The organism is Auraticoccus cholistanensis (assembly GCF_009742705.1).
Classification (GTDB): domain Bacteria; phylum Actinomycetota; class Actinomycetes; order Propionibacteriales; family Propionibacteriaceae; genus Auraticoccus; species Auraticoccus cholistanensis.
Window position 1 is genome coordinate 1 of the sequence record NZ_WPCU01000010.1, and the last position, 24032, is coordinate 24032.

The 24032-nt window shown below is 74.9% G+C and carries 25 protein-coding genes; 2 read left to right on the forward strand and 23 right to left on the reverse strand.

Annotated features, from left to right (window positions below; genetic code table 11):
* Positions 1-389: 389 nt before the first annotated feature.
* From tyrS to GC722_RS13590, 15 genes are all read right to left on the reverse strand, one after another.
* The gene (tyrS, locus tag GC722_RS13520; RefSeq protein WP_331714821.1) at positions 390-1649 is read right to left on the reverse strand and encodes a tyrosine--tRNA ligase; all 1260 of its coding nucleotides are present in this window, start codon (positions 1647-1649) and stop codon (positions 390-392) included.
* A gap of 10 nt (positions 1650-1659) precedes the next feature.
* Positions 1660-3033, reverse strand: coding sequence for an argininosuccinate lyase (gene argH / locus GC722_RS13525; RefSeq protein ID WP_156611981.1), 1374 nt, complete (start codon positions 3031-3033; stop codon positions 1660-1662).
* Between the two features lie 187 nt (positions 3034-3220).
* The gene (locus tag GC722_RS13530) at positions 3221-3733 is read right to left on the reverse strand and encodes an arginine repressor (RefSeq protein ID WP_331714823.1); all 513 of its coding nucleotides are present in this window, start codon (positions 3731-3733) and stop codon (positions 3221-3223) included.
* On the reverse strand, positions 3730-4680 hold the full coding sequence (gene argF, locus GC722_RS13535) for an ornithine carbamoyltransferase (RefSeq protein ID WP_331714824.1): 951 nt from the start codon (positions 4678-4680) through the stop codon (positions 3730-3732). The genes GC722_RS13530 and argF overlap by 4 nt, the downstream gene beginning before the upstream one ends.
* Entirely contained in the window at positions 4677-5942 is a 1266-nt protein-coding gene (locus GC722_RS13540) for an acetylornithine transaminase (protein WP_408609317.1), read from the reverse strand. The genes argF and GC722_RS13540 overlap by 4 nt, the downstream gene beginning before the upstream one ends.
* On the reverse strand, positions 5939-6934 hold the full coding sequence (argB, locus tag GC722_RS13545; RefSeq protein ID WP_156611090.1) for an acetylglutamate kinase: 996 nt from the start codon (positions 6932-6934) through the stop codon (positions 5939-5941). Before argB ends, GC722_RS13540 begins: the two co-directional genes overlap by 4 nt.
* The gene (argJ, locus tag GC722_RS13550; protein ID WP_331714825.1) at positions 6931-8127 is read right to left on the reverse strand and encodes a bifunctional glutamate N-acetyltransferase/amino-acid acetyltransferase ArgJ; all 1197 of its coding nucleotides are present in this window, start codon (positions 8125-8127) and stop codon (positions 6931-6933) included. Before argJ ends, argB begins: the two co-directional genes overlap by 4 nt.
* Positions 8124-9155 carry an N-acetyl-gamma-glutamyl-phosphate reductase gene (argC, locus tag GC722_RS13555; RefSeq protein WP_156611091.1) on the reverse strand — a complete coding sequence of 344 codons (1032 nt, stop codon included), beginning with the start codon at positions 9153-9155 and terminating at the stop codon, positions 8124-8126. The genes argJ and argC overlap by 4 nt, the downstream gene beginning before the upstream one ends.
* 64 nt (positions 9156-9219) lie before the next feature.
* Positions 9220-11721 carry a phenylalanine--tRNA ligase subunit beta gene (pheT, locus tag GC722_RS13560; protein ID WP_156611093.1) on the reverse strand — a complete coding sequence of 834 codons (2502 nt, stop codon included), beginning with the start codon at positions 11719-11721 and terminating at the stop codon, positions 9220-9222.
* Positions 11718-12806: a phenylalanine--tRNA ligase subunit alpha gene (gene pheS / locus GC722_RS13565; RefSeq protein ID WP_331714826.1), complete on the reverse strand. Its 1089-nt coding sequence runs from the start codon at positions 12804-12806 to the stop codon at positions 11718-11720. The genes pheT and pheS overlap by 4 nt, the downstream gene beginning before the upstream one ends.
* 97 nt (positions 12807-12903) lie before the next feature.
* Positions 12904-13722, reverse strand: coding sequence for a TrmH family RNA methyltransferase (locus GC722_RS13570; protein WP_331715020.1), 819 nt, complete (start codon positions 13720-13722; stop codon positions 12904-12906).
* Positions 13723-13769: 47 nt separating this feature from the next.
* Positions 13770-14141, reverse strand: coding sequence for a 50S ribosomal protein L20 (rplT, locus tag GC722_RS13575; RefSeq protein WP_156611095.1), 372 nt, complete (start codon positions 14139-14141; stop codon positions 13770-13772).
* Positions 14142-14232: 91 nt separating this feature from the next.
* The gene (gene rpmI, locus GC722_RS13580) at positions 14233-14427 is read right to left on the reverse strand and encodes a 50S ribosomal protein L35 (RefSeq protein ID WP_156611097.1); all 195 of its coding nucleotides are present in this window, start codon (positions 14425-14427) and stop codon (positions 14233-14235) included.
* 112 nt (positions 14428-14539) lie between these two features.
* A complete protein-coding gene (gene infC, locus GC722_RS13585) occupies positions 14540-15229 on the reverse strand; it encodes a translation initiation factor IF-3 (protein WP_331715021.1) in 690 nt (229 codons plus the stop codon).
* A gap of 328 nt (positions 15230-15557) precedes the next feature.
* Entirely contained in the window at positions 15558-16076 is a 519-nt protein-coding gene (locus tag GC722_RS13590; RefSeq protein WP_197430163.1) for an SseB family protein, read from the reverse strand.
* Positions 16077-16260: 184 nt separating this feature from the next.
* Between GC722_RS13590 and GC722_RS13595 the strand changes: the two genes are divergently transcribed.
* Positions 16261-16785, forward strand: coding sequence for a hypothetical protein (locus tag GC722_RS13595; RefSeq protein WP_156611103.1), 525 nt, complete (start codon positions 16261-16263; stop codon positions 16783-16785).
* An 11-nt stretch (positions 16786-16796) separates the two neighbouring features.
* Here GC722_RS13595 and GC722_RS13600 read toward each other — a convergent pair whose 3' ends face one another.
* The 7 genes from GC722_RS13600 to GC722_RS13630 form a co-directional block, all read right to left on the reverse strand.
* Positions 16797-17279: a PH domain-containing protein gene (locus GC722_RS13600; RefSeq protein WP_156611105.1), complete on the reverse strand. Its 483-nt coding sequence runs from the start codon at positions 17277-17279 to the stop codon at positions 16797-16799.
* A 7-nt stretch (positions 17280-17286) separates the two neighbouring features.
* Positions 17287-18144: an ATP phosphoribosyltransferase gene (gene hisG, locus GC722_RS13605; RefSeq protein ID WP_331714827.1), complete on the reverse strand. Its 858-nt coding sequence runs from the start codon at positions 18142-18144 to the stop codon at positions 17287-17289.
* A gap of 20 nt (positions 18145-18164) precedes the next feature.
* On the reverse strand, positions 18165-18428 hold the full coding sequence (locus tag GC722_RS13610; protein WP_156611985.1) for a phosphoribosyl-ATP diphosphatase: 264 nt from the start codon (positions 18426-18428) through the stop codon (positions 18165-18167).
* A gap of 114 nt (positions 18429-18542) precedes the next feature.
* Entirely contained in the window at positions 18543-19787 is a 1245-nt protein-coding gene (mshC, locus tag GC722_RS13615; RefSeq protein ID WP_156611110.1) for a cysteine--1-D-myo-inosityl 2-amino-2-deoxy-alpha-D-glucopyranoside ligase, read from the reverse strand.
* A 69-nt stretch (positions 19788-19856) separates the two neighbouring features.
* A complete protein-coding gene (locus GC722_RS13620) occupies positions 19857-20675 on the reverse strand; it encodes an SCO1664 family protein (RefSeq protein ID WP_331714828.1) in 819 nt (272 codons plus the stop codon).
* 6 nt (positions 20676-20681) lie between these two features.
* Positions 20682-21287 carry a DUF3090 domain-containing protein gene (locus tag GC722_RS13625; protein WP_156611112.1) on the reverse strand — a complete coding sequence of 202 codons (606 nt, stop codon included), beginning with the start codon at positions 21285-21287 and terminating at the stop codon, positions 20682-20684.
* Positions 21288-21338: 51 nt separating this feature from the next.
* A complete protein-coding gene (locus tag GC722_RS13630; protein WP_156611114.1) occupies positions 21339-22049 on the reverse strand; it encodes an MSMEG_4193 family putative phosphomutase in 711 nt (236 codons plus the stop codon).
* A 118-nt stretch (positions 22050-22167) separates the two neighbouring features.
* Between GC722_RS13630 and GC722_RS13635 the strand changes: the two genes are divergently transcribed.
* The gene (locus tag GC722_RS13635) at positions 22168-22725 is read left to right on the forward strand and encodes a GNAT family N-acetyltransferase (RefSeq protein ID WP_197430164.1); all 558 of its coding nucleotides are present in this window, start codon (positions 22168-22170) and stop codon (positions 22723-22725) included.
* On the opposite strand, the gene GC722_RS13640 is transcribed toward GC722_RS13635, so the two are convergent.
* On the reverse strand, positions 22697-24025 hold the full coding sequence (locus GC722_RS13640) for an aminotransferase family protein (protein ID WP_197430165.1): 1329 nt from the start codon (positions 24023-24025) through the stop codon (positions 22697-22699). The genes GC722_RS13635 and GC722_RS13640 overlap by 29 nt on opposite strands.
* Positions 24026-24032 lie beyond the last annotated feature (7 nt).

The following is a 24032-nucleotide window of genomic DNA, read 5'->3' on the forward strand; positions in this document are numbered from 1 at the left end:
GGAAGAAGCTCTCCCGAGCCCCGCCCCGATCTCCAGCGGCTCAGCCATACTAGGCCCTCCTCGTCCCGGATGCAAACCCGGGACCCGGAGATCCTCCCCGCCACCTAGGCCTCGTTCGTCGGTGGGTCCGAACCAGGACGCGCACCCGATCGAGAGCCGATCAGCAGCAGGACGGCCGCCTCGAGCTGGACCCCGCTGGGGCCTTCCGGCCCTTCCTGGTGTCCCCCGCTCTCCGGCGACTCGGAGAACATTAGACCGGCCCCGGCGGGCACGCAAGCCGGGCGGTTGTGGCCTGCGTCACGCGCCTCCGGGGCCGGTTGCGGGAGCCCTGGACGCGTCGGTTCACAGCGTCCTGGGGCGGGTCCGTCAGAGCGTCCTGGACAGCGTCGTCAGAGCGTCCTGGACAGGGCGCCGACGGTGCGACGACCCCGCCGGAGCACGACCCAGCGACCGTGCAGCAGGTCCTGCTCGCCCAGCCGGGCCTCGGGGTCGGTGACCTTGCGGTTGTTGACGTAGGCGCCGCCCTCGCTGATGGCGCGCCGGGCGGCGGACCGGCTGGGCACGATCCCGGCGAGCTCCATCGCCTCGGCCACGCCCGGCAGCTCGGGCCCGACCGGGACCGCCCCCACCTCCTGGACCGCCGCGGCCAGCGCGTCCTGGCTGAGGTCGTCGAGCTCGGTGCGTCCGAACAGAGCGCCGGCGGCGGCGACCGCCTCCTCCCGGGCGCCGGTGCCGTGCACCAGGTCGGTGACGTCGTCGGCCAGCGCCTTCTGGGCCGCGCGCCGGTGCGGCTCGGCCTCGGTGAGCCGGGCCAGCTCGTCGATCTCCTGACGGGACCGGTCGCTGAAGACCTTGAGGTACTCCACCACCTTGGCGTCCTCGGCGTTGAGGAAGAACTGGTGGAAGGCGTACGGCGAGGTCATCTCCGGGTCCAGCCAGACTGTCCCGGACTCGGTCTTGCCGAACTTGGTCCCGTCGGCCTTGGTGAGCAGCGGGGTGGCCAGCGCGTGCACGCGGGCCCCCTCGGAGCGCCGGATCAGCTCGACCCCGGCGGTGATGTTGCCCCACTGGTCACTGCCCCCGTACTGCAGGGTGCAGCCGTGGCGGCGGAAGAGCTCGCGGTAGTCCAGGGACTGCAGCAGCACGTAGGAGAACTCGGTGTAGGAGATCCCCGACTCCAGCCGGTTGCGGACCACGTCGCGGGCCAGCATCCGGTTCACCGGGAAGTGCTTGCCCACGTCGCGGAGGAACTCCAGGGTCGACAGCGAGGCGGTCCAGTCGAGGTTGTTGACCAGCCGGGCGCCGCCCTCGCCGTCCAGCCGCAGGAACCGGCCGACCTGGGCCTGGATGCGCTCGACCCAGCCGGCCACCACCTCGGGCTCGTTGAGGGTCCGCTCGGCGGTCTGCTTCGGGTCGCCGATCAGCCCGGTCGAGCCGCCGACCAGGATCAGCGGGTGGTGCCCGGCCCGCTGCAGGTGGCGGGCCACCACGAGCTGGACCAGGTTGCCCATGTGGATGCTCGGCGCGGTGGGGTCGAAGCCCACGTAGAAGGTGACCGGGCCCTCGTCGAGGTGGGCGCGAAGCGCCTCCTCGTCGGTGCTCTGCGCCACCAGCCCGCGCCACATCAGCTCATCGAGGACGTTGCTCACCCGCAGCACCCTACCCGCGGGGACCGGCCGGTCCGGCCGACGACCAGGCGGCCAGGGCGGCGGCCTCGGCCCGCACCTCGGCGAGCTGCTCGGCCACCCGCTGCGGGGCCGTCCCGCCCCGCTGGTCGCGGGCGCGCACCGAGGCCTCGACGGTCAGCTCGGGCAGCATCTCGGGGCTCAGGTGCTCCGAGACCTCCGCCAGGTCCGCCGCGCTCAGCTGGTCCAGCCCGATCCCGAGGGCCTCGCAGCGGCGGACGCAGGCGCCGGCGATCTCGTGCGCCTCGGCGAAGGGCACGCGGCGGCGCACCAGCCAGTCGGCGACGTCGGTGGCCAGCGAGAACCCCTGCGGGGCCAGCGCGGCCATCCGCCCGGGATGGAAGGTCAGCGTGGCCACCATGCCCGCCACCGCGGGGACGAGCACCCGCAGCTGGTCGAGGGAGTCGAAGACCGGCTCCTTGTCCTCCTGCAGGTCCCGGTTGTAGGCCAGCGGGAGCCCCTTGAGGGTGGCCAGCAAGCCCGTCAGGTTGCCGATCAGCCGGCCCGCCTTGCCCCGGGCCAGCTCGGCCACGTCGGGGTTCTTCTTCTGCGGCATGATGCTGGACCCGGTGGACCAGGCGTCGGCGAGGGTGGCGAAGCCGAACTCGGCGGTGCACCACAAGATGACGTCCTCGCTCAGCCGCGACAGGTCGACCCCGACCTGGGCCAGCACGAAGGCCGCCTCGGCCACCAGGTCACGGGCGGCGGTGCCGTCGATGGAGTTCGCGACGCTGCCGCTGAAGCCCAGGTCGGCGGCGACGGCCTCCGGGTCCAGGCCCAGCGAGCTGCCCGCCAGGGCGCTGGAGCCGTAGGGGCTGACGGCCAGCCGCGCGTCGAGGTCGACCACGCGCCGCCCGTCCCGCAGCAGCGGCCAGGCGTGGGCCAGCAGGTGGTGGGCGAGCAGCACCGGCTGGGCGTGCTGCAGGTGGGTGCGTCCGGGCATCACCGCCTCCGGGTGGGCGGCGGCCTGGTCGGCCAGCGCCTCCACCACCTCCAGCAGCGAGCCGAGCACGACGCGGAGCTCGCTGCGCAGGTAGCGGCGGATCAGGGTGGCGATCTGGTCGTTGCGCGACCGGCCGGCCCGCAGCCGTCCTCCGAGGTCGGCGCCCAGCCGCTCGATCAGGATCCGCTCGAGGGCGCCGTGCACGTCCTCGTCGTCGGGGTCGGGGCCCAGCGTGCCGGCCAGCACCTCGGCCCGCATCCGCTGCAGCTCGGCCACCATCTGCTCGTGCTCCGCCGGGGTGAGCAGACCCACCCGGAGCAGGGCGTTGGCGTGCGCCACCGAGCCGTCGAGGTCGTGGGGGGCCAGCCGCCAGTCGAAGGAGGTCGAGCGGGACAGCTCGGCCATCGCCTCCGCGGGGCCACCGGCGAAGCGTCCGCCCCACAGCCGGCCGGCCGACACCCCGGACCCGGACTCCGGAGCGCTCACCGCGGGCTCGCGGTTCGGGGGCGGGCGGGGAGGCGTGCGGTCATCGGTCACTTCCTGTTCGGGTGGTGCGGTCCAGGGCGAGGGTAGGCCAGCGGACGGCCGGGGGTCAGCGGTGGTGCTCGCGCTGGCTGAGCTCGAGCAGCTGCTCGGCCAGGACGGCGCCGCCGGCCGGGTCCCGGCTGATCACCAGCACGGTGTCGTCACCGGCGATGGTGCCCAGGATCTGCTGCCAGCTCGCGTGGTCGATGGCCGAGGCCAGGTACTGGGCCGCACCGGGCGGGGTGCGCAGCACCGCGAGGTTGGCCGACGCGTCCGCGGAGATCAGCACCTCCGAGCAGAGCCGGGCGAGCCGCGCCGCGGAGGCCTCGGACTCCCCCGTCCGGATGGAGCGGTCGGCGCCCTCGTCGGGGACCCGGTAGACCAGCCCGTCCCGGCCGCGGACGCGGACCGCGCCGACCTCGAGGAGGTCCTTCGACAGCGTCCCCTGGCTGACCGGGATGCCCTCGGCGAGCAGCAGGTCGGCGAGCTGGGCCTGGGAGGAGATCTCGTGGCGGCCGATCAGCTCGGCGATGCGGGCGTGGCGGGCCGCCCGGGTCGGCGGCACGCGGCCGCCGCTCACCCGTGCTCCCCCGGCAGCTCGCCGAACCGCACGGCGAGCAGCGCCAGCACCGCCTTCTGGGCGTGGCGGCGGTTCTCCGCCTGGTCCCACACCACCGAGCGGGGGCCGTCGAGCACCTCGGCGTCGATCTCCTTGCCCCGGTAGGCCGGCAGGCAGTGCAGCACGACCGCCTCCGGTGCGGTGTCGGCGAGCGCCGTGGTCAGCCGGTAGCCGGAGAAGGCGGCCTCGCGGACCGCCGCCTCGTCCTCGGAGCCCATCGAGACCCAGGTGTCGGTGACGAGCACGTCGGCGCCGGCGAGCGCCTCGGGGTCGGCGACGACCTCGACGCCGCCTCCCGTCGAGGCCGCGGCCCGTTCGGCCCGGCGCACCACGCCCGGGTCGGGCCGGTAGCCGTCGGGGGTGATGACCTGCACGTGCATCCCCGCCAGCGCCCCGGCCAGCAGCGTGGAGTGGGCCATGTTGTTGCTGCCGTCGCCGATGTAGGCGATGCGCAGGCCGGCCAGCCGGCCCTTGTGCTCGCGCACGGTGAGCAGGTCGGCCAGCAGCTGGCAGGGGTGGAAGTCGTCGGTGAGGGCGTTGACCACCGGGACGCCGGCGTGCTCGGCCATGCAGGCCAGGTCGCTCTGGGCGAAGGTGCGCCAGACGATCTGCGACACCTGGCGTCCCAGCACCCGCGCCACGTCGGGCACCGACTCCCGCACGCCGATCCCGGCCAGCCGGCCGTCCACCACCATGGGCGCACCCTGCAGCTCGACGACGCCGGCCATGAAGCTGGCCTGGGTGCGCAGCGTCGGCTTGTCGAAGACCAGGGCGACGCTGCGGGGACCGCGCAGCACGTCGACGGCGTAGGGGTCGCGCTTGAGCCGGGCGGCCAGGTCGAGCACCCGGGCCTGCTCGGCCGCGGTGAGGTCGTCGTCGGCGAGCAGGTGACGCAGCGGCGGGGTCACGACGCCTCCCCGTCGGCGGCGAGCAGGCCGGGCAGGGCGTCGAGGAACAGCTGCACCTGCTCGGCGGTGATGATGAGCGGGGGCGCGAGGCGCAGCACGTCCGGGCGGGGGGCGTTGAGGACGAACCCGGCGTCCAGGGCGCGGGCCACCACCTGGGCGGCGACCGGCTCGGTCAGCCGGATGCCGCGGAGCAGGCCGCGTCCGGTGACGCCGGCCACCAGCGGGTGCTGCAGCGCCTGCACCCCCTCGGCCAGCTGCTCGCCGCGGGCGCGGGCGTTGGCCAGCAGCCCGTCGCGCTCGATGACGGAGATGACGGCCAGCCCGGCGATGGCGGCCACGGGGTTGCCGCCGAAGGTCGTGCCGTGGTCGCCCGGACCGAGCAGGTCGGCGGCGCGGCCGGTGGCCAGGCAGGCCCCCACCGGGAAGCCGTTGCCGAGGCCCTTGGCCACGGTGACCAGGTCGGCGGTGACGGGGTGGGGGCCGTCGCGGTGGGTCAGCCAGGCGCCGGTGCGCCCCATCCCCGTCTGCACCTCGTCCAGCCACAGCAGCGCCCCGGCCGCGGAGGTGATCTCGCGGGCCCGCAGCAGGTAGTCCTCCGGCGGGGTCACCACGCCGTTCTCGCCCTGGATCGGCTCGAGCACCACCGCCGCCACGGTCTCGTCGACCGCCGCGGCGAGCGCCTCGGCGTCGCCGTAGGGGACGAAGCGGACGTCGCCGGGCAGCGGCTCGAAGGGCTCGCGGTAGGAGGCCTTGTGGGTCAGCGAGAGCGCGCCCATGGTGCGGCCGTGGAAGGCCCCCTCGCAGGCCACCACGGTGGTGCGGCCGGTGCGCCGGGTGATCTTCAGCGCGGCCTCGTTGGCCTCGGTGCCGGAGTTGGTGAAGAACACCTTGGCCGGGACGTCCGGCTCGGCCACCAGGGCGGTGAGCCGCTCGGCCAGCGCCACCTGGGCCGGGGTGGCGAAGAAGTTCGACACGTGGCCCAGGGTCGAGAGCTGGCTGGTGATGGCCGACAGCACGAACGGGTGGGCGTGGCCGAGGGCGTTGACCGCCAGCCCGGACAGCAGGTCGAGGTGCTTGCGGCCCTCGGCGTCCCAGACGAAGACCCCCTCGCCGCGGACGAACACCCGCTGCGGCGTGCCGAAGACGCCGATCATCGAGCGGGAGTACCCCTCGAGGACGCCGGCGGTGCTGGCCCCGCCGGCCAGCGCGGGGGCGAGCGCGGCGGCGTCGGCCGGCGCGGTGGGAGCGGGTGCGGGGTTCACGGCTGACCTCCGTTGTAGAGCTCGTGCTCGGGGATGCCGGTGTCGGCGGAGAAGACCCGGCTGCCGTGGCGGACCATGCCGTCCTGGGTGACCATGGTGCCGATCCCGGCGTTGGTGAAGATCTCCAGCAGCAGCGCGTGGGGCACCCGGCCGTCGGTGACGGTGGCCCGGGTGAGACCGCCGTCGACGGCGCGCAGGCAGGCCTCCATCTTGGGCACCATGCCGGAGGACAGGGTGGGCAGCATCTCGCGCAGGGTGCTGGCGGAGAGCTCCTTGATCACCTCGGTGCTGCTGGGCCAGTCGCGGTAGAGGCCCTCGACGTCGGTGAGCACCACCAGCCGCTCGGCCTGCAGCCCGACCGCGAGCGCCGCGGCGGCGGTGTCGGCGTTGACGTTGTGCACCACCCCGTCGGCGTCGGGGGCGATGCTGGCCACCACGGGGATGCGGCCGGCCTCGATCAGGCCGTTGATCGCCTCGGTGCGCACGTCCACCACGTCGCCGACCAGGCCGAGGTCGACCTCCTCGCCGTCCACCTGCACGGTGCGGCGCTCGGCGGTGAACAGCCCGCCGTCCTCACCCGACATGCCCACGGCCAGCGGCGAGTGGGAGTTGATCAGCCCGACGAGCTCGCGCCCGACCTGGCCGACGAGCACCATCCGGATGATCTCCATGGCCTCGGGCGAGGTGACCCGGAAGCCGCCGCGGAACTCCGAGGGGATGCTGAGCCGCTCCAGCATGGACGAGATCTGCGGCCCGCCCCCGTGCACGACCACCGGGTGCACCCCGCAGCGCTTCATGAACACGATGTCGGAGGCGAAGGCGGCCTTGAGCTCGTCGTCGATCATGGCGTTGCCGCCGTACTTGATGACGACCGTCTTGCCGGCGTAGGTCTCCAGCCACGGCAGCGCCTCGGTGAGGATGGAGGCCTTGCGCACCCACTCCTCCTTGTAGCCCGGCTCCCGGATGACCGGCGGCGTGGCGGTGTCGCTCATGTGGAGTACTCCGAGTTCTCGGTGACGTAGTCGTGGGTCAGGTCGTTGGTCCAGACGGTCGCGGAGGCGGTGCCCGCCCCCAGCTCGACCAGCAGGGTGACCTGCCGCCCGCTGAGGTCGACGCCGGAGCGGTCGTCGCCGATGCCGCCGCCGCGGCAGACCGTCACCCCGTTGAAGGTGACGTCGACCTGGTCGGGCTCGAAGGCGGCGCGGGTGGTGCCGACGGCGGCGAGCACCCGGCCCCAGTTGGGGTCGCGGCCGTACACCGCGCACTTGAAGAGGTTGCTGCGGGCCACCGCCCGGGCCACCTCGACCGCGTCGTCCTCGGTGGCCGCGCCCGCCACGGTGACGGCGATGGTGTGGGCCGCGCCCTCGGCGTCGTCGATCAGCTGGGCGGCCAGGTCCGCGCAGACCTCGGTCAGCGGGGCCTGCAGCTCCTCGGCGCCGACCTCGACCCCGCTGGCGCCGCTGGCCAGCAGCAGCACGGTGTCGTTGGTCGACATGCAGCCGTCGCTGTCGGCCCGGTCGAAGGTGAGCCGGCAGGCCTCGCGCAGGCAGCCCCGCAGCACCTCGGGCTCGACCCGGGCGTCGGTGGTCAGCACGACCAGCATGGTGGCCAGCCCGGGGGCGAGCATGCCCGCCCCCTTGGCCATGCCGCCCACCGTCCAGCTGCCGGCGGCACCCGTGGCCGTGCGGGCGGCCTCCTTGGGCCGGGTGTCGGTGGTCATGATGGCGCGCGCGGCGGCCGCGCCGCCGTCGGCACCCAGCTGCGCGGCGGCCCGGTCGATGCCGTCGGTCACCAGGTCCATCGGCAGCCGGGTGCCGATCAGGCCGGTGGAGCACACCGCCACGTCCCCGGCCTCCAGCCCGAGGGCGTCGGCGGTCCGGGCGGCCATGGTGGTGGCGTCCTGCAGGCCGGGGGCCCCGGTGCAGGCGTTCGCGCCGCCGGAGTTGAGCACGACGGCCCGCAGCCGGCAGTCGGCGACCGCCCCACGGCTCCAGGTGACGGGGGCGGCCTGGATCCGGTTCGTGGTGAAGACGGCCGCGGCGGCGTGGTCGGGGCCCAGGTTCTGCACCAGGGCCAGGTCCGGCGCCCCGCTGGGCTTGAGACCGGCGGTGACGCCGGTGGCGGTGAACCCGGCTGCGGCGGTGACGCCGGTGCCACCCGTGGCGGTGGTCGGCTGCCCGGTCACGGGGCCACCCCCACCAGCGGCAGACCGAGGGTCTCGGGCAGCCCGAGGGCGAGGTTCATGCACTGCACGGCTCCTCCCGCGGTCCCCTTGGTGAGGTTGTCCAGCGCGGCCACGGCGACCAGCCGGCCGGCGGCGGCGTCCACGGCGACCTGCAGGTGGACGGTGTTGCTGCCGAGCACGGACTGCGTCTGGGGCCACTGCCCCTCCGGCAGCAGGGTGACGAAGGGCTCCTCGGCCAGCGCCTCGGCGTAGACGCCGCGGGCGGTCTCGGTGCTGGTGGTGGGGTCGGCGAGCGGGGCGGTGCAGGTGGCCAGGATGCCGCGCGACATCGGCACCAGCACCGGGGTGAAGGAGACGGTGGGGTCCTGGGCCCCCAGCAGGGCCAGGTTCTGGCAGATCTCGGGGACGTGGCGGTGCACCCCGCCCACGCCGTAGGCGCTGGCCGAGCCCATCAGCTCCGCACCCAGCAGGTGCGGCTTGAGCGACTTGCCGGCACCGGAGGGCCCGCTGGCGGCCACCACCACCACGTCGTGGCCGTCGACCAGGCCGCTGCTGACCGCGGGGGCCAGCGCGAGGGTCGCGGTGGTCGGGTAGCAGCCGGGGACCGCGATGCGGGTGGCCCCGGCCACCTGCTCGCGCTGACCGGGCAGCTCGGGCAGCCCGTAGGGCCAGCTGCCGGCGTGCTCGGTGCCGTAGAAGCGCTGCCAGGCGGCGGCGTCGGTGAGCCGGAAGTCGGCACCGCAGTCGATGACCACGACGTCGTCGCCGAGCTCACGGGCGATGGCGGCCGACGTGCCGTGCGGCAGGGCCAGGAAGACGACGTCGTGCCCGGACAGGGTCTCCACCGTGGTCTCCTCGACCACCCGGTCCGCCAGCGGCGTGAGGTGCGGCTGCAGCTCGCCGAGGCGTCGCCCGGCGCTGGACCCCGCCGTGAGCGCGCCGATCTCGGTCTGGGGGTGCTGGACCAGCAGCCGGAGGAGCTCTCCTCCGGCGTACCCGGTGCACCCGGCCACTGCCACGGATGTCATGGCATAACTATTACACAGACGGAATATTTATGCCACGCGATCCCGGTCGGCGGGCCGGGCCGGCTCAGCTGCGCAGCTCCGCCCCCGTGCGCCGGGCGGCCTCGGCCACGGCGGCGTCACGGACGGCCAGCGCCTCGGCGTCGGTCAGCGTCCGGTCCGGAGCACGCAGCAGCAGCGCGTACGCCAGCGACCTGCGGCCCGCGCCCAGCGCCTCGGAGCGGTAGACGTCGAAGAGCCGGATCGACTCGACCAGCTCCCCGCCGCCCTCGCGCAGCGCGGCCTCCACCTCGGCCTGCGGGACGGACTCCTCGACCACCACCGCGATGTCCACCTTGGCGACGGGGAACGTGGACAGCGGCGCCACCGTGCCACCGCGCGGAGCCAGCTCGACCAGCCGGTCCAGGTCCAGCTCCATCGCGCTGGTGCGCGCCGGGACGCCGAACTCCTCGCAGACGCCGGGGTGCAGCTCGCCAGCGTGGCCGACGACCTCCTCCCCCACCAGCAGCGCGGCGCAGCGGCCGGGGTGCCAGGGGGCGTGCCGGGCGGCGCGGCGGGTCAGCGTCACGCCGACCTGGCGGGCGGCGGTGTCGGCGGCGTCGAGGGCGTGCTGCCAGGAGGCGGGCACCGCCGCACGGCCCGGCCCGGCCGGCAGCCAGTCGCCGCTGAGGACGACGGCCAGGTGGCGGGGCTGGTCGGGCAGGGCGGCGTCGAGCGCGGCGATCTCGAGGTCGCTGGGACGTCGGCTGACCTCCGGGCGGGGCGCCACCCCGCTGTCGGGGCGGGCCAGGAAGACCAGCCCGATCTCGTGCACGGCGAGGTCGGGGGTGCCGCGGCTGCTGTTGCGGGCGACCGCGGCGAGCAGGGCCGGCAGCAGCGTGGTGCGCAGGTAGGGCGAGGTGTCGGCCAGCGGGTTGGCCAGCCGGACCAGCCGGCGCCGCCCGTCGTCGGCCGGCACACCCATCCGGTCCAGGTCCTGGGCGCTGGCGAAGGGGAAGCTGAGGACCTCGACGTGGCCGGTGGCGGCCAGGGCGGCGTTGACCGCGCGCCGGGCCCGCTGGCTGAAGGTCAGCCCCCGTCCGGGCGGCGCGACGGGGAGCACCGGGGTGATGGTGTTGAGCCCGACCTTGCGGCCGACCTCCTCCACCCAGTCGTAGGGGTCGCGCAGGTCCGAGCGCCAGCTCGGCGGGGTGAGCACCAGCTCCCCGCCCTCGAGGGTGACCTCGGTGCCGCCGGCGGCGATGTGGGCCACCACCTGCTCGGGCGGCACGGGCACGCCCAGCACGCGGCTGGGCAGGTCCACCGGCACCCGCTGCTGCGCGGGGCGCTCGGGGCGGCCCACCACGGTCTCGGACTGCTCCAGCCGGCCGCCGCCCAGCTCGACCAGCAGCCGCGCGGCCAGCCGGGCGGCGGCGTAGCCGGCCTGCGGGTCGACCCAGCGCTCGAAGCGCCGCGAGGCCTCGCTCGAGAGCTTGTGCCGCCGGGAGGTGCGGGCGACGGTGACCGGGTCGAAGTGGGCGGCCTCGAGCACCACGGTGCCGGTGTCGTCGGCCAGCTCGGTGCTCTGCCCGCCCATCACGCCGGCCAGGCCGATCGGGCCGGAGTCGTCGGCGATCACCAGGTCGGCCGGGTCCAGGGTGCGGGTGGTGCCGTCCAGCGTGGTGAGCGTCTCCCCCACCCGCGCCTGGCGCGCGACCAGCGGGCCGCGGAGCCGGCGCAGGTCGTAGCCGTGCAGCGGCTGGCCGGTGGCCAGCATGACGTAGTTGGTGACGTCCACCCCGAGGGAGATGGGCCGCATCCCGGCCAGCTGCAGCCGTCGCTGCATCCACCGCGGGGTGGGCCGCGTCGGGTCCAGCCCGCTGACCGTCAGCGCGACGAAGGTGCTGCAGGCGGGGCTCTCGACCCGCACCGGGTAGCCCTCGGCGACCTCGACCGGCAGGGGGCGGTCGACCGGGTCGCGCAGCGGCACGCCGTAGGCGTCCGCGGCCTCGCGGGCCAGCCCGCGGATGGAGAAGCAGTGCCCCAGGTTGGGGGTGACGGCGATGTCGAGCACCTGGTCGCGCAGGTGCAGCACCGTGGCCGCGTCCTGGCCCGGTTCCAGCGGGCGGCCCTCGTCGTCGGCGCCGGGGAGCACGATGATGCCCGAGCCGTCGCCGCCGAGCCCGAGCTCGGTGGAGGAGCAGATCATCCCGTCCGACACGTGGCCGTAGGTCTTGCGCGCGGCGATGGCGAAGTCGCCGGGCAGCACCGCGCCCGGCAGGGCCACCACCACGAGGTCGCCGACGCCGAAGTTGTGCGCCCCGCAGACGATGCCGCGGCCCGGCTCGCCCTCGGGGTTGTGGGCGCCGACGTCGACGGTGCACCAGTTGATGGTCTTGCCGTTCTTCTGCGGCTCGGGCTGCTGGCTGAGGACCCGGCCCACGACCACCGGGCCGGTCACGTCCCCGCCGGCGTCCTCGACCGTCTCGACCTCGAGGCCGTAGCCGATCAGCCGCTCGGCGAGCTCACGCGCGTCCAGCTCCTCGGGCAGCGCGGCGTACTCGCGCAGCCACCCCATCGGCGCCCTCATCGGGCCATCCCCACCAGCGAGCGGCTGAACCGCACGTCACCCTCCACCATGTCCCTCAGGTCGGCCGCGTTGTTGCGCGACATCAGCGTCCGGTCGATCCCCATGCCGAAGGCGAAACCGCTGTACACCTCCGGGTCCACCCCGCAGGCCACCAGCACCCGCGGGTTCACCACGCCGCAGCCGCCCCACTCGATCCAGCCCTCGGAGGAGCAGGTCCGGCAGGGACGGTCGGGGTTGCCGACGGACTCGCCGTGGCAGACGAAGCACTCCAGGTCCACCTCCGCCGACGGCTCGGTGAAGGGGAAGTAGTTGGGGCGCATCCGGGTGCGGATGTCGCCGAACATGGCGCGCGCGAAGTGGTCGAGGACGCCGCGCAGGTGGGCCATGGTGATGCCCTTGTCGACCACCAGGCCCTCGATCTGGTGGAAGACCGGCAGGTGGGTGGGGTCGAACTCGTCGGCGCGGTACACCTTGCCGGGGCAGACGACGTAGACCGGCGGCCGACGGGTCAGCAGGGTGCGGGCCTGCACCGGGGAGGTGTGGGTCCGCATCACGGTCTGGTGGTCGACCGGATCGACGAAGAGGGTGTCGGCGGTCGAGCGGGCCGGGTGGTCGGGGCCGAGGTTGAGGGCGTCGAAGTTCAGCCACTCCGCCTCCAGCTCGGGGCCCTCGGCGACCTCCCAGCCCATGCCGACGAAGACGTCGCACATCTGGTCCATCAGCGCGGTGATCGGGTGCACGGCGCCGACCGGGGCCGAGGCCACCGGGACGGTGACGTCGACGGTCTCGGCGACCAGCCGCGCCTCGAGCTCGGCGGCCACGACCTCCTGCTCGCGGGCCGAGAGCGCCTGGGCGACCTGGGCCCGGGCGCGGCCGATCCGCTGCCCGGCGTCCTTGCGCTCGGGTCCGGGGAGCGTGCCGATGGCGCGGTTGGCCAGGGCCAGCGGCGACCGGTCACCGGTGTGGGCGATCCGGGCCTCCTTCAGCTCCGCGGCCGTGCGCGCGTCGGCGAAGGCCTGGCAGGCCTCCTCGACCGCGCGGGCCACGCGCTCGGGGGCGAGGGGGTTGGCGTCCTCGGCTGGCACTGTTCTCCTCGGTCGTGGTCGGTGCGCCGGTCAGTCTAGGGACGTGTCGGCACGCTGTCGTACCGGTCCAGGGGCCGCCGGCGACCCGCGGCCGCGCTCAGCCGCGCTGGGCGGCGGCGGTGGTGTAGAGGCAGACCGCGGCGGCGGTGGCGAGGTTGAGGCTCTCCGCGCTCCCCCACAGCGGGACGCCGACCGAGCGGTCGGCGAGGGCGGCGTCCTCGGGCGGCAGCCCCCAGGCCTCGTTCCCCATCACCCAGGCGGTGGGACGGGCCAGCTCGCCGGCCCGCTGCAGCTCGTCGAGCCGGTCGGCGGCCGACCCGTCGGCGGCCAGCACCTGCAGGCCGCGGGCGCGGCAGGCCTCCACGGCGACGGCCAGCGGGACGCCGGTGGCGACGGGCAGGTGGAAGACGCTGCCGACGCTGGCCCGCAGCAGCTTCGGGTTGCCCAGCTCGACCGAGGAGTCGGTGAGCACCACGGCGTCGGCGCCGAAGGCGTCGGCGCAGCGGATCACGGTGCCGGCGTTGCCGGGGTCGCGCACCTGGGCGCAGACCACCACCAGCCGCGGCGCCGGACCGAGGGCGCGGTCGAGGTCGACCTGGACGGCGGCGGTGACGGCCACGACGCCCTGCGGGGTGACCGTCTCGGTGAGGGTGCGCAGCGTGGGCTCGTCCACCACGACGACGGGCACCCCGGCGTCCCGGGCGGCGGCCGGCAGCGCGGGCTGGCGCCGGCCCGCCTCCGCGGTGAGGAAGACCCGCTGCACCAGGCCGGGGACAGCCAGCGCCTCGGTGACGGCCTGCGGCCCCTCGACCAGCCAGCGGCCCTCGGCCTCGCGCTGACGGCGGCGCAGCAGACGACGAGCCGACCGCAGCCCCTCCGGACCGGCACCGGTGGCGGTGTCGGGACGGTCGGGCACGGTCGGCTCGTCGGTGGCGCGCGGGTCGGTGGGACCCGGCACGCTGCTCAGGCGGCCTGGTCGACCGGCTGGTTGGCGCGGGCGACCTCGACCAGCGCCGTGAAGGCGGCGGGGTCGCTGACGGCCAGCTCGGCCAGCATCTTGCGGTCCACCTCGACGCCGGCGGTGCTCAGCCCGGAGATGAAGCGGTTGTAGGTCATCCCCTGCGCACGCGCGGCGGCGTTGATCCGCTGGATCCACAGCTTGCGGAAGTCGCCCTTGCGGACGCGACGGTCGCGGTAGGCGTAGACCAGCGAGTGGGTGACCTGCTCCTTGGCCTTGCGGTACAGCCGCGAGCGCTGGCCCCGGTAGCCGGAGGCCTGCTCGAGGACCTCGCGGCGCTTCTTCTGGGCGTTCACAGAACGCTTGACGCGTGCCATGGTGTGTCTCCTTCAGGTGCCTGCCCTGGTGCGCAGGGCAGGGTGGTTCGTGGCCGGGTGCGGCCGGGTGGGAGGGCCCGAGGGCCCGGGCTCACTTGCCCAGCAGCTTCTTGGCCTTGGCGGCGTCGCCGGGGGACAGCACGGCGTCGCCGTCGAGGCGACGGGTCCGGGTGGACGGCTTGTGCTCGTTGAGGTGCATCTTGCCCGCCTTGCGGTGCATGACCTTGCCCGAGCCCGTCAGCTTGAACCGCTTCTTGGCACCGGAGTGCGTCTTCATCTTCGGCATGGCTAGCCGCTCCGTTCCTGTACTTCGTGTGCGTCCCGGTGAGCGCTGGCCACCGGGTCGCGCCCGCCTCGCGGCGGGCGCTCCGACCTCGCAGTCGGCGGTCGAGGACCGCTCAGAGGTCGATGTCGGGATCCATGTTGTCGGCCGGGCCCTTCTTCTTCTGCTTCTTGGGCTGGGCCTGGTGCGTCGCGCGCTGGGTGGCGCGCTCGCTCTCCTCCAGCTGGGCGTCCGCGGCACGCGCGGCCGCCTTGGCGTCGCGGTCGGCCGCCACGTCGCCCCGGGCTTCGGTCTTCTTCTTGTGCGGACCCAGCACCATCAGCATGTTTCGCCCGTCCTGCTTGGGCGTGGACTCGATGTAGCCGAACTCCTCGACGTCGTCGGCCAGCTGCTTGAGCAGGTTGAAGCCGAGCTCGGGACGGCTCTGCTCACGACCCCGGAACATGATGGTGATCTTCACCTTGTCCCCGGCCTTGAGGAAGCGCACCACGTGACCCTTCTTGGTCTCGTAGTCGTGGCTGTCGATCTTCGGCCGGAGCTTCATCTCCTTGATGACCGTGTTCGACTGGTTGCGCCGGCTCTCGCGGGCCTTCTGGGCGTTCTCGTACTTGAACTTGCCGTAGTCCATGAGCTTGGCCACCGGCGGGCGGGCCATCGGGGCCACCTCGACGAGGTCGAGCTCGGACTCACGCGCCAGCCGCAGCGCGTCGTCGATGCGCACGACGCCCACCTGCTCCCCCGCCGGGCCGACGAGACGGACCTCAGGGACGCGGATGCGGTCGTTGATGCGTGGTTCGGTGCTGATGTGTCCTCCAGTGCTGGATGATCTGGGCCGTTGTCCTGCCGTCGACCGGTCGAGCCTGCTCGCCCGGGGACGACGAAAGGGCCCCCGCGCACGCGGGAGCCCTGAGCACCACCGGACACTCCTCGGAGCACCGAGGAGAGCTGGCGACCGACCCGACGACCCTGGGGTCGTGGCGGGTGGGAGATCGGGCCTCCGCTTGCAGGTCCGAGGTAGACCCGGACCGGTCGGGGCACAGCCTACTCGACTGCACCGGGTAAAGCACATCCTCCGGTCCGGTTATTCCTCCGCCGTGCTCGGGGCGGGCCCGGGCCGTGCGCCGGCGGGAGCCTCAGCCGCGCTCGCGCGGGGCCGCCTGCAGCCAGCCGAAGCCGCCGTCGGCGAGCGTCACCAGGCGCCGGCCACGGGCCAGCTCGCTCAGCACCGGGTCCTCCAGCACCAGCGGGTACGGGCCGTTGAGGTCGACCAGCAGCGCCACGGCGCCGCCGGCCAGCGTGGCCTCGGCGACCTTGTCGAGGGTGGCGGGCACGGGCCGGGCGGTGGGGTTCCAGCGCTGCAGGGCGTCGACCCCGGTGAAGACCAGCATCGCCCGCTCCCCGCAGGCGTCCTGCAGCATCACCGTGGACATCTCGGCGCTCTTGTCGCCGCCGTCGGCGGCCAGCTCGCCGACGGCCACCACGGGCGTCAGCAGCCGGCTGCCGCACAGCGCGGCCACGGCCTGCAGGTAGCTGTCCTCGCCCGCCTCGGTCTCGCTGCGTCGCAACGCCTCGCGGACCGCCGGGTCGGCCTCCCCGGTGTCGTCGGCGAAGGAGCGGAGCGGGTCGGCCAGGGTGCGCGAGAGCTCGGGCATGATCCCCACCGTAGGCGCTTCTCCCGCCGGGACGAAACCGCGCCACGCTGCGGGCCGGCAGCACCGCCGGGGCTCGGGGAGGAGGCCGACCGGGGCGATCCCCCAGGTGGTGCGGGGCACGACCAGGGACGGTTCGGGGGCGGCGCGCCCGCCCGGAGGCGTCCGGGCGTGGGACGCTGGGTGCATGAACGCCGACACCGCCCTGCTGCCCCTCTGCGTCGCCCTGTCCCTGGTCGGGCTGCTGCTGACCGTGGTGTTCTGGCGGAGCCGGCGGGCCTCCCGCGGCCGGATCCTGCAGGGCCTGGCCTGGACGCTGCTGCCGGTCGCGCTGTACCTGACGGGGCTGCTGCGGATGGTGTGGGACGCGGTGGTGGCGCTGATCTCCTGGGCCTCGCGGGTGGTCTTCTCCCCCGCCGTCTGGACCGGGTTCACGCTGCTGGCGCTGGCCGTGGTGCTGTTCGTGGTCGGCTCGCTGCTGGTGCGCCGCAGCCACCTGCGCTCCGGTACGGGCGAGCGCCCGGTGGCTGGTCGGAGCACCCCGGCCGTGGCCGCCGGCGGGGCTCCGGCGGCCCCGGCCGGGCGTGGTCGGTCCAGCGCGACCGCCCAGAAGCCGGCCGCTGCGGGTCAGCCGGCGGCCAAGGGCCAGCCGGCCGAGGACGACGACATGGCCGAGATCGAGGCGCTGCTCCGCAAGCGCGGCATCGAGTGAGCTGACCGAGGTCAGCCGCGACGGGCCCTGATCAGGTCCCGCAGCCGCTGCGCGTCGGCCCGCGAGCGCGGCCCGTCCACGCGCTGGATGGCCATCATCTGGCGCCGGACGTGCTCGCCCCCCTCGTCGGTGCGGTGCAGCTCCAGGAAGGCCCAGGAGTCGTGCTCGCGGTAGCGGACCGCCCGGACCTCGTCGAAGCCGTAGCGGCGGCGCACCAGACCGTTGCGCACGGTCACGCCGCGGTCGTCGACCACCACGACGCTGAGCGCCAGCGCCAGCATCATCCCGACCGTCCAGGCCAGGAACAGCACCAGGGTGGCCACCTGGAGCAGGGTGAACTGCTGGCGCAGGTCGCCCAGGGCGAACCAGCCGACCAGGCAGGCGGCCACGAACAGCACCGAGACCACCGTCACGAAGGTCAGCAGCACCCGCGGGCGGAACACCACCCGGCCGGCCGGCGGCGAGCCGGTCGCGGACGCGTCCCCTGCGCTCATCGCGGCCTCAGAGCCGGCAGGCGGCGATGTCGGTGACGAGGATGGCACGGGCACCCACCTCCCAGAGGTCGTCCATGATGGTCTGCGCCTCGGACCGGCGGACCATGGCACGGACGGCGTACCAGCCCTCGCGGGCCAGCGGCGACACGGTCGGGGACTCGAACCCGGGGGTGAGGCCGGTGGCGTGCTCGAGCGCCTCGGCGCTCACGTCGTAGTCGAGCATTACGTAGTTGCGGGCGACCAGCACCCCCTGCAGCCGGCGCTGCAGCGTCGACAGCCCCTCCGGCTCGGCGGCCTCCGAGCGCCGGATCACGATGGCCTCCGACAGCAGGATCGGCTCCCCGAACAGCGCCAGGCCGGCCTGGCGGAGCGTGGTGCCGGTCTCGACCACGTCGGCGATGACGTCGGCCACCCCGAGGCGGATCGCGCTCTCCACGGCACCGTCCAGGCGGATCAGCCGGGCCTCCACGCCGGCCTCGGCCAGGTGGGCCCGGACCAGGCCCGGGTAGGAGGTGGCCACCCGCAGACCCTGCAGGTCGGCGACGGTCAGCTCCCGACCGGCGGGGGCGGCGAAGCGGAACCGGGAGGCGCCGAACCCCAGCGGCATTACCTCGTCGGCGGCGGCGCCGGAGTCGAGCAGCATGTCGCGGCCGGTGATGCCGCAGTCGAGGGTCCCCTCGCCGACGTAGGTGGCGATGTCACGCGGACGCAGGTAGAAGAACTCGACCCCGTTCGCCTCGTCGACCAGCACGAGCTCCTTGGTGTCGGAGCGCTGCCGGTACCCGGCCTCGCGCAGCATCTCGGCGGCGGACTCGGACAGCGAGCCCTTGTTGGGCACGGCGACACGCAGGAGAGGACGGCTCACGGCTGGCAACCCTAGTCGGCTCAGAGGTGGCGGTAGACGTCGTCCAGCCCCAGGTCGAGGCTGATCATCAGCACCTGCAGGTGGTACAGCAGCTGGCTGATCTCCTCCGCGGCCTCGTCGCGCGACTGGTACTCCGCGGCCATCCACACCTCGGCGGCCTCCTCGACCACCTTCTTGCCGATGGCGTGCACGCCGGCGTCCAGGGCGGCCACGGTGCCGGAGCCCTCGGGACGGGTCCGGGCCCGGTGCTGCAGCTCGGCGAACAGCTCCTCGAAGGTCTTCAGCTCGGACGCGGTGCTCGTCGGCCCAGACGCGGTGGGCTCGGTGCCGGGGTCGTTCACGCCAGTGACCCTACGGCCTGCGGGTCGCCGGTGTCGTGCCGCGGGCCGGGCGCGGGATCAGAGCCGGACGCCGAGGACCGCGTCGACCGCACGGGTGACGAGCGCGCCCGCCTCGGCGTCGTCGCCGTCGACGGTGGCCGAGGCCGCGGCCCAGGCATCCACGGCGGCCAGCGCGGCGGGGGCGTCGAGGTCGTCGCGGACGGCCCGGCGCAGCTCGGCCACGGTCTCCTCCGCACCGAGCGCGCTGGGCCGGGCCACCGCCGAGCGCCAGGCGGCCAGCCGCTCCTCGGCCGCAGCCAGCAGCTCCGGCGTCCAGGACCAGTCGCTGCGGTAGTGCTGCGAGAGCAGCGCCAGCCGGATGGCGGCCGGCTCGACGCCCTGCTCGCGCAGCCGGGAGACCAGCACCAGGTTGCCCTCCGACTTCGACATCTTGCGCCCCTCGAGGCCCACCATGCCGCTGTGCACGTAGTGCTGGGCGAACGGCTGCCCGCACGCCACCTCGCCCTCCGCGGCGCACATCTCGTGGTGGGGGAAGACCAGGTCGGAGCCGCCGCCCTGCACGTCGAAGGAGGGCCCGAGGTGGGCGAGGGCGATGGCGGTGCACTCGATGTGCCAGCCGGGACGTCCCTCCCCCAGCGGGCTGGGCCAGGACGGCTCGCCGGGACGGGCGAGCCGCCACACCAGGCAGTCCAGCGGGTCCCGCTTGCCCGGGCGGTCGGGGTCGCCGCCGCGCTCGGCGAACACGCTCGCCATCTGCTCGGGGTCCAGCCCCGAGACCGACCCGAAGCCCTGCGCGTCGCGGACCGAGAAGTACCAGTCGGGGTGCTCGGGGTCGTCGACCTGGTACAGCGCCGAGGGCATCGTGGCCAGCAGCCGGTGCACCAGCTCGATCGACTCCACCGCACCCACGTAGTGGCGCGGCGGGATGACGTTGAGGGCCTCCATGTCGTCGCGGAACAGCTGGGTCTGCTGCGAGGCCAGCTCGGTCCAGTCCACCCCGGTCGCGGTGGCGCGCTCCAGCAGCGGGTCGTCGACGTCGGTGACGTTCTGCACGTAGTGCACGTCGAGCCCGCGGTCCCGCCAGGCCCGGTGCAGCAGGTCGAAGGCCACGTAGGTGTTGGCGTGGCCCATGTGGGTGGCGTCGTAGGGGGTGATCCCGCAGACGTAGAACCGGGCCGCGGCGCCGTCGGCGGGCGCGGGCCCCACCTCGGCGCGGGCGCCCGTCGTGGTGTCGTGCAGCAGCACCGGCACCTCCGGCAGCGGCGGGAGGACGGGGACGCTGGGGGCGCTCCAGGCATGCATGGTCGTCAACCTATCCACTCCGGCGGCGGCGGGCCGCCACCGCCCAGCCCGGGCACGACCGCCCGGAGGTCAGAAGGGGGGCCAGGGCACCGCCGGGCGGTGCGGGTCGACGTCGGGCATCCGGCCGCGGGAGAGCAGGGTGCGCACCCGTCGCAGCAGGGCCGCCACCTCGTCCTCGGCCAGCAGGTGCGCGACCGCCGCCGCCCCGTCGGCCAGCACCCGGCGCAGCACCTCGCGCTCGTCGTCGGTGAGCTCGGCGTCGGCCCAGCCCCACAGCAGCGTGCGGAGCTTGGGGGCGGCGTGGAAGGTGAGCCCGTGGTCGACCCCGAAGAGCCGGCCGCGGTGGCCGATGACGTGACCGCCCTTGCGGTCGGCGTTGTTGGCCACCACGTCGAACAGGGCCAGCCGGCGCAGCCGCGCGTCGTCGGCGTGGACGACCACCACGTCGTCGCCGGCGGCGTCGATGCCCTCCAGCACCGCGAACCAGCCGGGCTGCTCGGCCTCGTCGACCGGGCGGAGGTCGACCACGTCCTCACCGGCGTCGTCGCCGGCCACCCACGCCTGCAGCGACCCGGGCCCGAGGGGCCCCTCGACCAGCGCGGTGCAGGGCACCACGTCGAAGCCGCAGCGGCTCGACAGCTCGTAGGCGGCGACCTCGCGCAGCGCGAGGGTGCGGTCGGGGAAGTCCCACAGCGGACGCTCCCCGGCGATCGGCTTGTAGACCGCCAGCAGGTCGCCGTCGGCGCGGCAGAGCCGGGACAGGAAGGTGCCGTTGGAGGCCGTGGGGAGCCGTCCCAGCACCTCCAGCTCGCCCTCGGAGAGGTCGACGTCGAGCGGGTCGACGTCCAGGGGCTCGATCTCGACCGGTTCCGGCCCGTCCTCAGCCACGTCGTCTCAGAACAGCGGGCGCCGGTAGCCGTTGGCCCGCGGGCAGATGTGGCCCTCGGGGTCCATCGGCTGCAGGCAGAAGGGGCAGGAGGGGCGCCCGGCCGAGACCACGGCCTGGGCGCGGGCCACGAAGTCGCGGGCGGTGCGCGGGGTGATGCGGACCACGAAGACCTCCTCGGCGCGCTCCTCCTCCATCGCCTGCACCACCTCGGCCTCGATCTCGGGGTCGTCCTCGGTGAGCTCGAGCCCGGAGACCTCGGCGTCGGTGCTGGAGAACATCTCGATCACGATCCGGTTGTCCTCGGAGTCCCAGGCGATCGTCATCGTGCCGACGCGGAACTCCTCGGTGATCGGGGCGTCGAGCGGCTGGGTGTCGTCGGGCACCTGGCGCGGCGGCGGGACGTCGACCCGGCCGCCGGTGCGGCGCACCACCTCGTCCAGCACCCGCTCCAGGTGCTCGGCCAGCACGGACACCTGCTGCTTCTCGCAGGCCACGCTGGTGATCCGGTTGCCCTCGCGCGCCTGCAGGAAGAAGGTCCGCTCCCCGGGCTCCCCGACGGTGCCGGCGACGAACCGGTCCGGGGCCTCGTAGCGGTGAACGACGATCGCCATGAGCACCACCCTACGTGGGTCGGCTGCCCCGCCCGCTCGGTGCTCGCGGGCCTACTCGGTGCTGCCGAGGCCGCCGCCGACGGCCGCGTCCGCCGGCGGGGTGCGACGGCGGCTCCGGCCCCGAGGCGGGGCCAGGTGGGACAGGTCGCCCGCGGTCGTGTTCATCGCCACCACGAACGGGCGGCCGGCGGTGAAGCGGATCACCGAGATCGAGGCGGGGTCGACCACGATCCGCTGGAAGGCGTCCAGGTGCATGCCGAGGGCGTCGGCCAGCACGGCCTTGATGACGTCGCCGTGGCTGACCGCGGCCCAGACCGCGCCGTCCCCGGCGGAGGCGGCGAGGGCGGCGTCGCGGTCGCGGACGGCCGCGACGGCCCGCGCCGACATCTCCGTCATCGCCTCACCGCCGGGGAACCGGACGGCCGAGGGCGTCTCCTGGACGGTGCGCCAGAGCTTCTCCTTGGCCAGGTCCTTGAGGTGGCGTCCGGTCCACTCGCCGTACCCGCACTCGGTCAGCCGTCCCTCGTAGACGACCGGTGCGGTGTCGCTGCGGCCCTCGACCAGCAGCTGGGCGGTGTGGCGGCAGCGCCGCAGCGGGGAGCTCACGACCTCGGCCAGCGGCAGCCCGGCGATCCGCCGGCCGGCGGCGCGGGCCTGCTCGACACCGGTCCCGTCCAGGTCGACCCCGGGCGTGCGCCCGGCCAGCACGCCGGTCCGGTTGGCGGTGGTGCGGCCGTGGCGGACCAGCAGCAGGGTCGTCATGGGGCGAGCCTAGGCGAGAGGGGTGCGCGGCCCCGGTCGGCGCCGACACGGGCCCCGGTGGTGCGAGACGATGCGGAGGTCGGCGGGGAGCCGGACGCGGGTGCGAGGAGGTGGCGCGGTGGTCGAGCGGTCGGAGGTGCTGGTGCGCCCCGCGGAGCCGGCGGACGCGGAGGCGGTGGCCCGGGTGCACACCCTCGGCTGGCAGCGCGGCTACGCCGGGCTGCTGCCGCAGGACTACCTGGACGCGCTGCCGCTGGCGGCGGCCGAGGAGCGCTGGCGGACCCAGCTCCGCCGCGAGGACCGCACCACCGACGAGCTGGTGGCCGTGGTCGGGGGCCGGGTGCGGGGCATCGCGGTGGTGGGGCCCGCCGCCGACCCCGACGCCCCCGCCGACGGCTCGCGCGGCGAGCTGTTCGTCCTCTACGTGCACCCGGAGCACTGGGGTGGCGGGCTGGGCCACGCGCTTCACGAGCGGGCGCTGCAGCGGCTGCGGCAGCGGGGCTTCACCTCCGCCACCTTGTGGGTGCTGCGCGGCAACGAGCGGGCCGCCCGGTTCTACCGGCGCCGCGGCTGGACCGACGACCGGCTGCTGAGGACCGACGACCGGGGCGAGGTGGTGCTGCACGAGCGGCGGCTCGCCCGCGACCTCAGCGACGCCCCGCCGCCCCGGACGTGACGAGCAGCCGGTCCAGCGCACGGCCGAGCCGGTCGACGACCTCGGCCACCTCCGCCGCGGTGATCACCAGCGGCGGGCCGAGCAGGACGGCGTCCCCGCGGGTGCCGTCGGCGCAGCCGGCGGCCGGGTAGACCAGCAGCCCGAGCTCGCGGGCGCCGGCCACCAGCCGTTCGGTGAGCCGCAGCCCGGGGTCGAAGGGCTCGAGGGTCGAGCGGTCGGCCACCAGCTCGACGCCGACCATCAGCCCGCGGCCGCGGACGTCGCCCACCCACGGGTGCTCCGCCAGCCGCTCGCGCAGCAGCGTCAGCAGCTGGGCGCCCCGCTCCCGCGAGGCGGTGACCAGGTCGTGCTCGCGGAGGTGGCGCAGCACCGCCAGCCCGGTGGCCGCGCCGACGGCGTGGTGGGAGCTGGTGAAGCCGTGCACCAGCCCGGTGCCGATGGTGTCGTGCACCTGCCCGCTGGCCACCGCCAGACCCAGCGGCCAGTACCCGGAGCCGGCGACCTTCCCCGCGGTGAGCAGGTCCGGACGCACCCCCTCGGCCTCGCAGCCGAACCAGCTGCCGGTGCGCCCGAACCCCGTCATCACCTCGTCGGCCACCACCAGCACGCCGTGGCGGCGGCAGACCTCGACCACCGCCGGCCAGTAGTCCGGCGGCGGGACGCACGCCGCCAGCCCGGCGCCGGCCACCGGCTCGGCGACGAAGGCGGCGACCCGGTCGGGGCCCGCCCGCAGGATGGTCTGCTCGAGCAGCTCGGCGTGCCGGGCGCCGCAGCCGTCGGGGTGGCCGGGGAAGGGGCAGCGGTGCTCCTGCGGGGTGCTGGTGTGCACCGCGCGTCCCAGCCAGGGCAGGTAGGGGGCGCGGAGCCGGGCGCGGCCGGAGACGTCCAGGGCGCCCAGGCTGTTGCCGTGGTAGCTGTGCACCCGCCCGACCACCACCGAGCGGTCCTGGCCGCGGGCCAGGTGGTAGGCGCGGGCCATCTTGAGCGCCGTCTCCACCGCCTCGCTGCCCCCCGAGACCGGGTAGGTGCGGGCGTCGTCGACGGGCAGCACGGCCGCCAGCTCGTCGGCGTAGGTCTCCAGCACCTCGGAGGTGAAGACGGTGCCGTGCACGTAGGCCACCCGGGCGGCCTGCTCGGCGGCCGCCTCGACCACCTCGGCGACGCCGTGGCCGACGCCGACGACGAGCGCACCCCCGCTGGCGTCGAGGTAGCGGCGGCCGTCGGTGTCGACGACCTCGACCCCCCGGGCGCGGGCCACCGTGGGCAGCCCGGCGCCGCGGGCGAAGACGTGCCCGGCCACCGCCCGC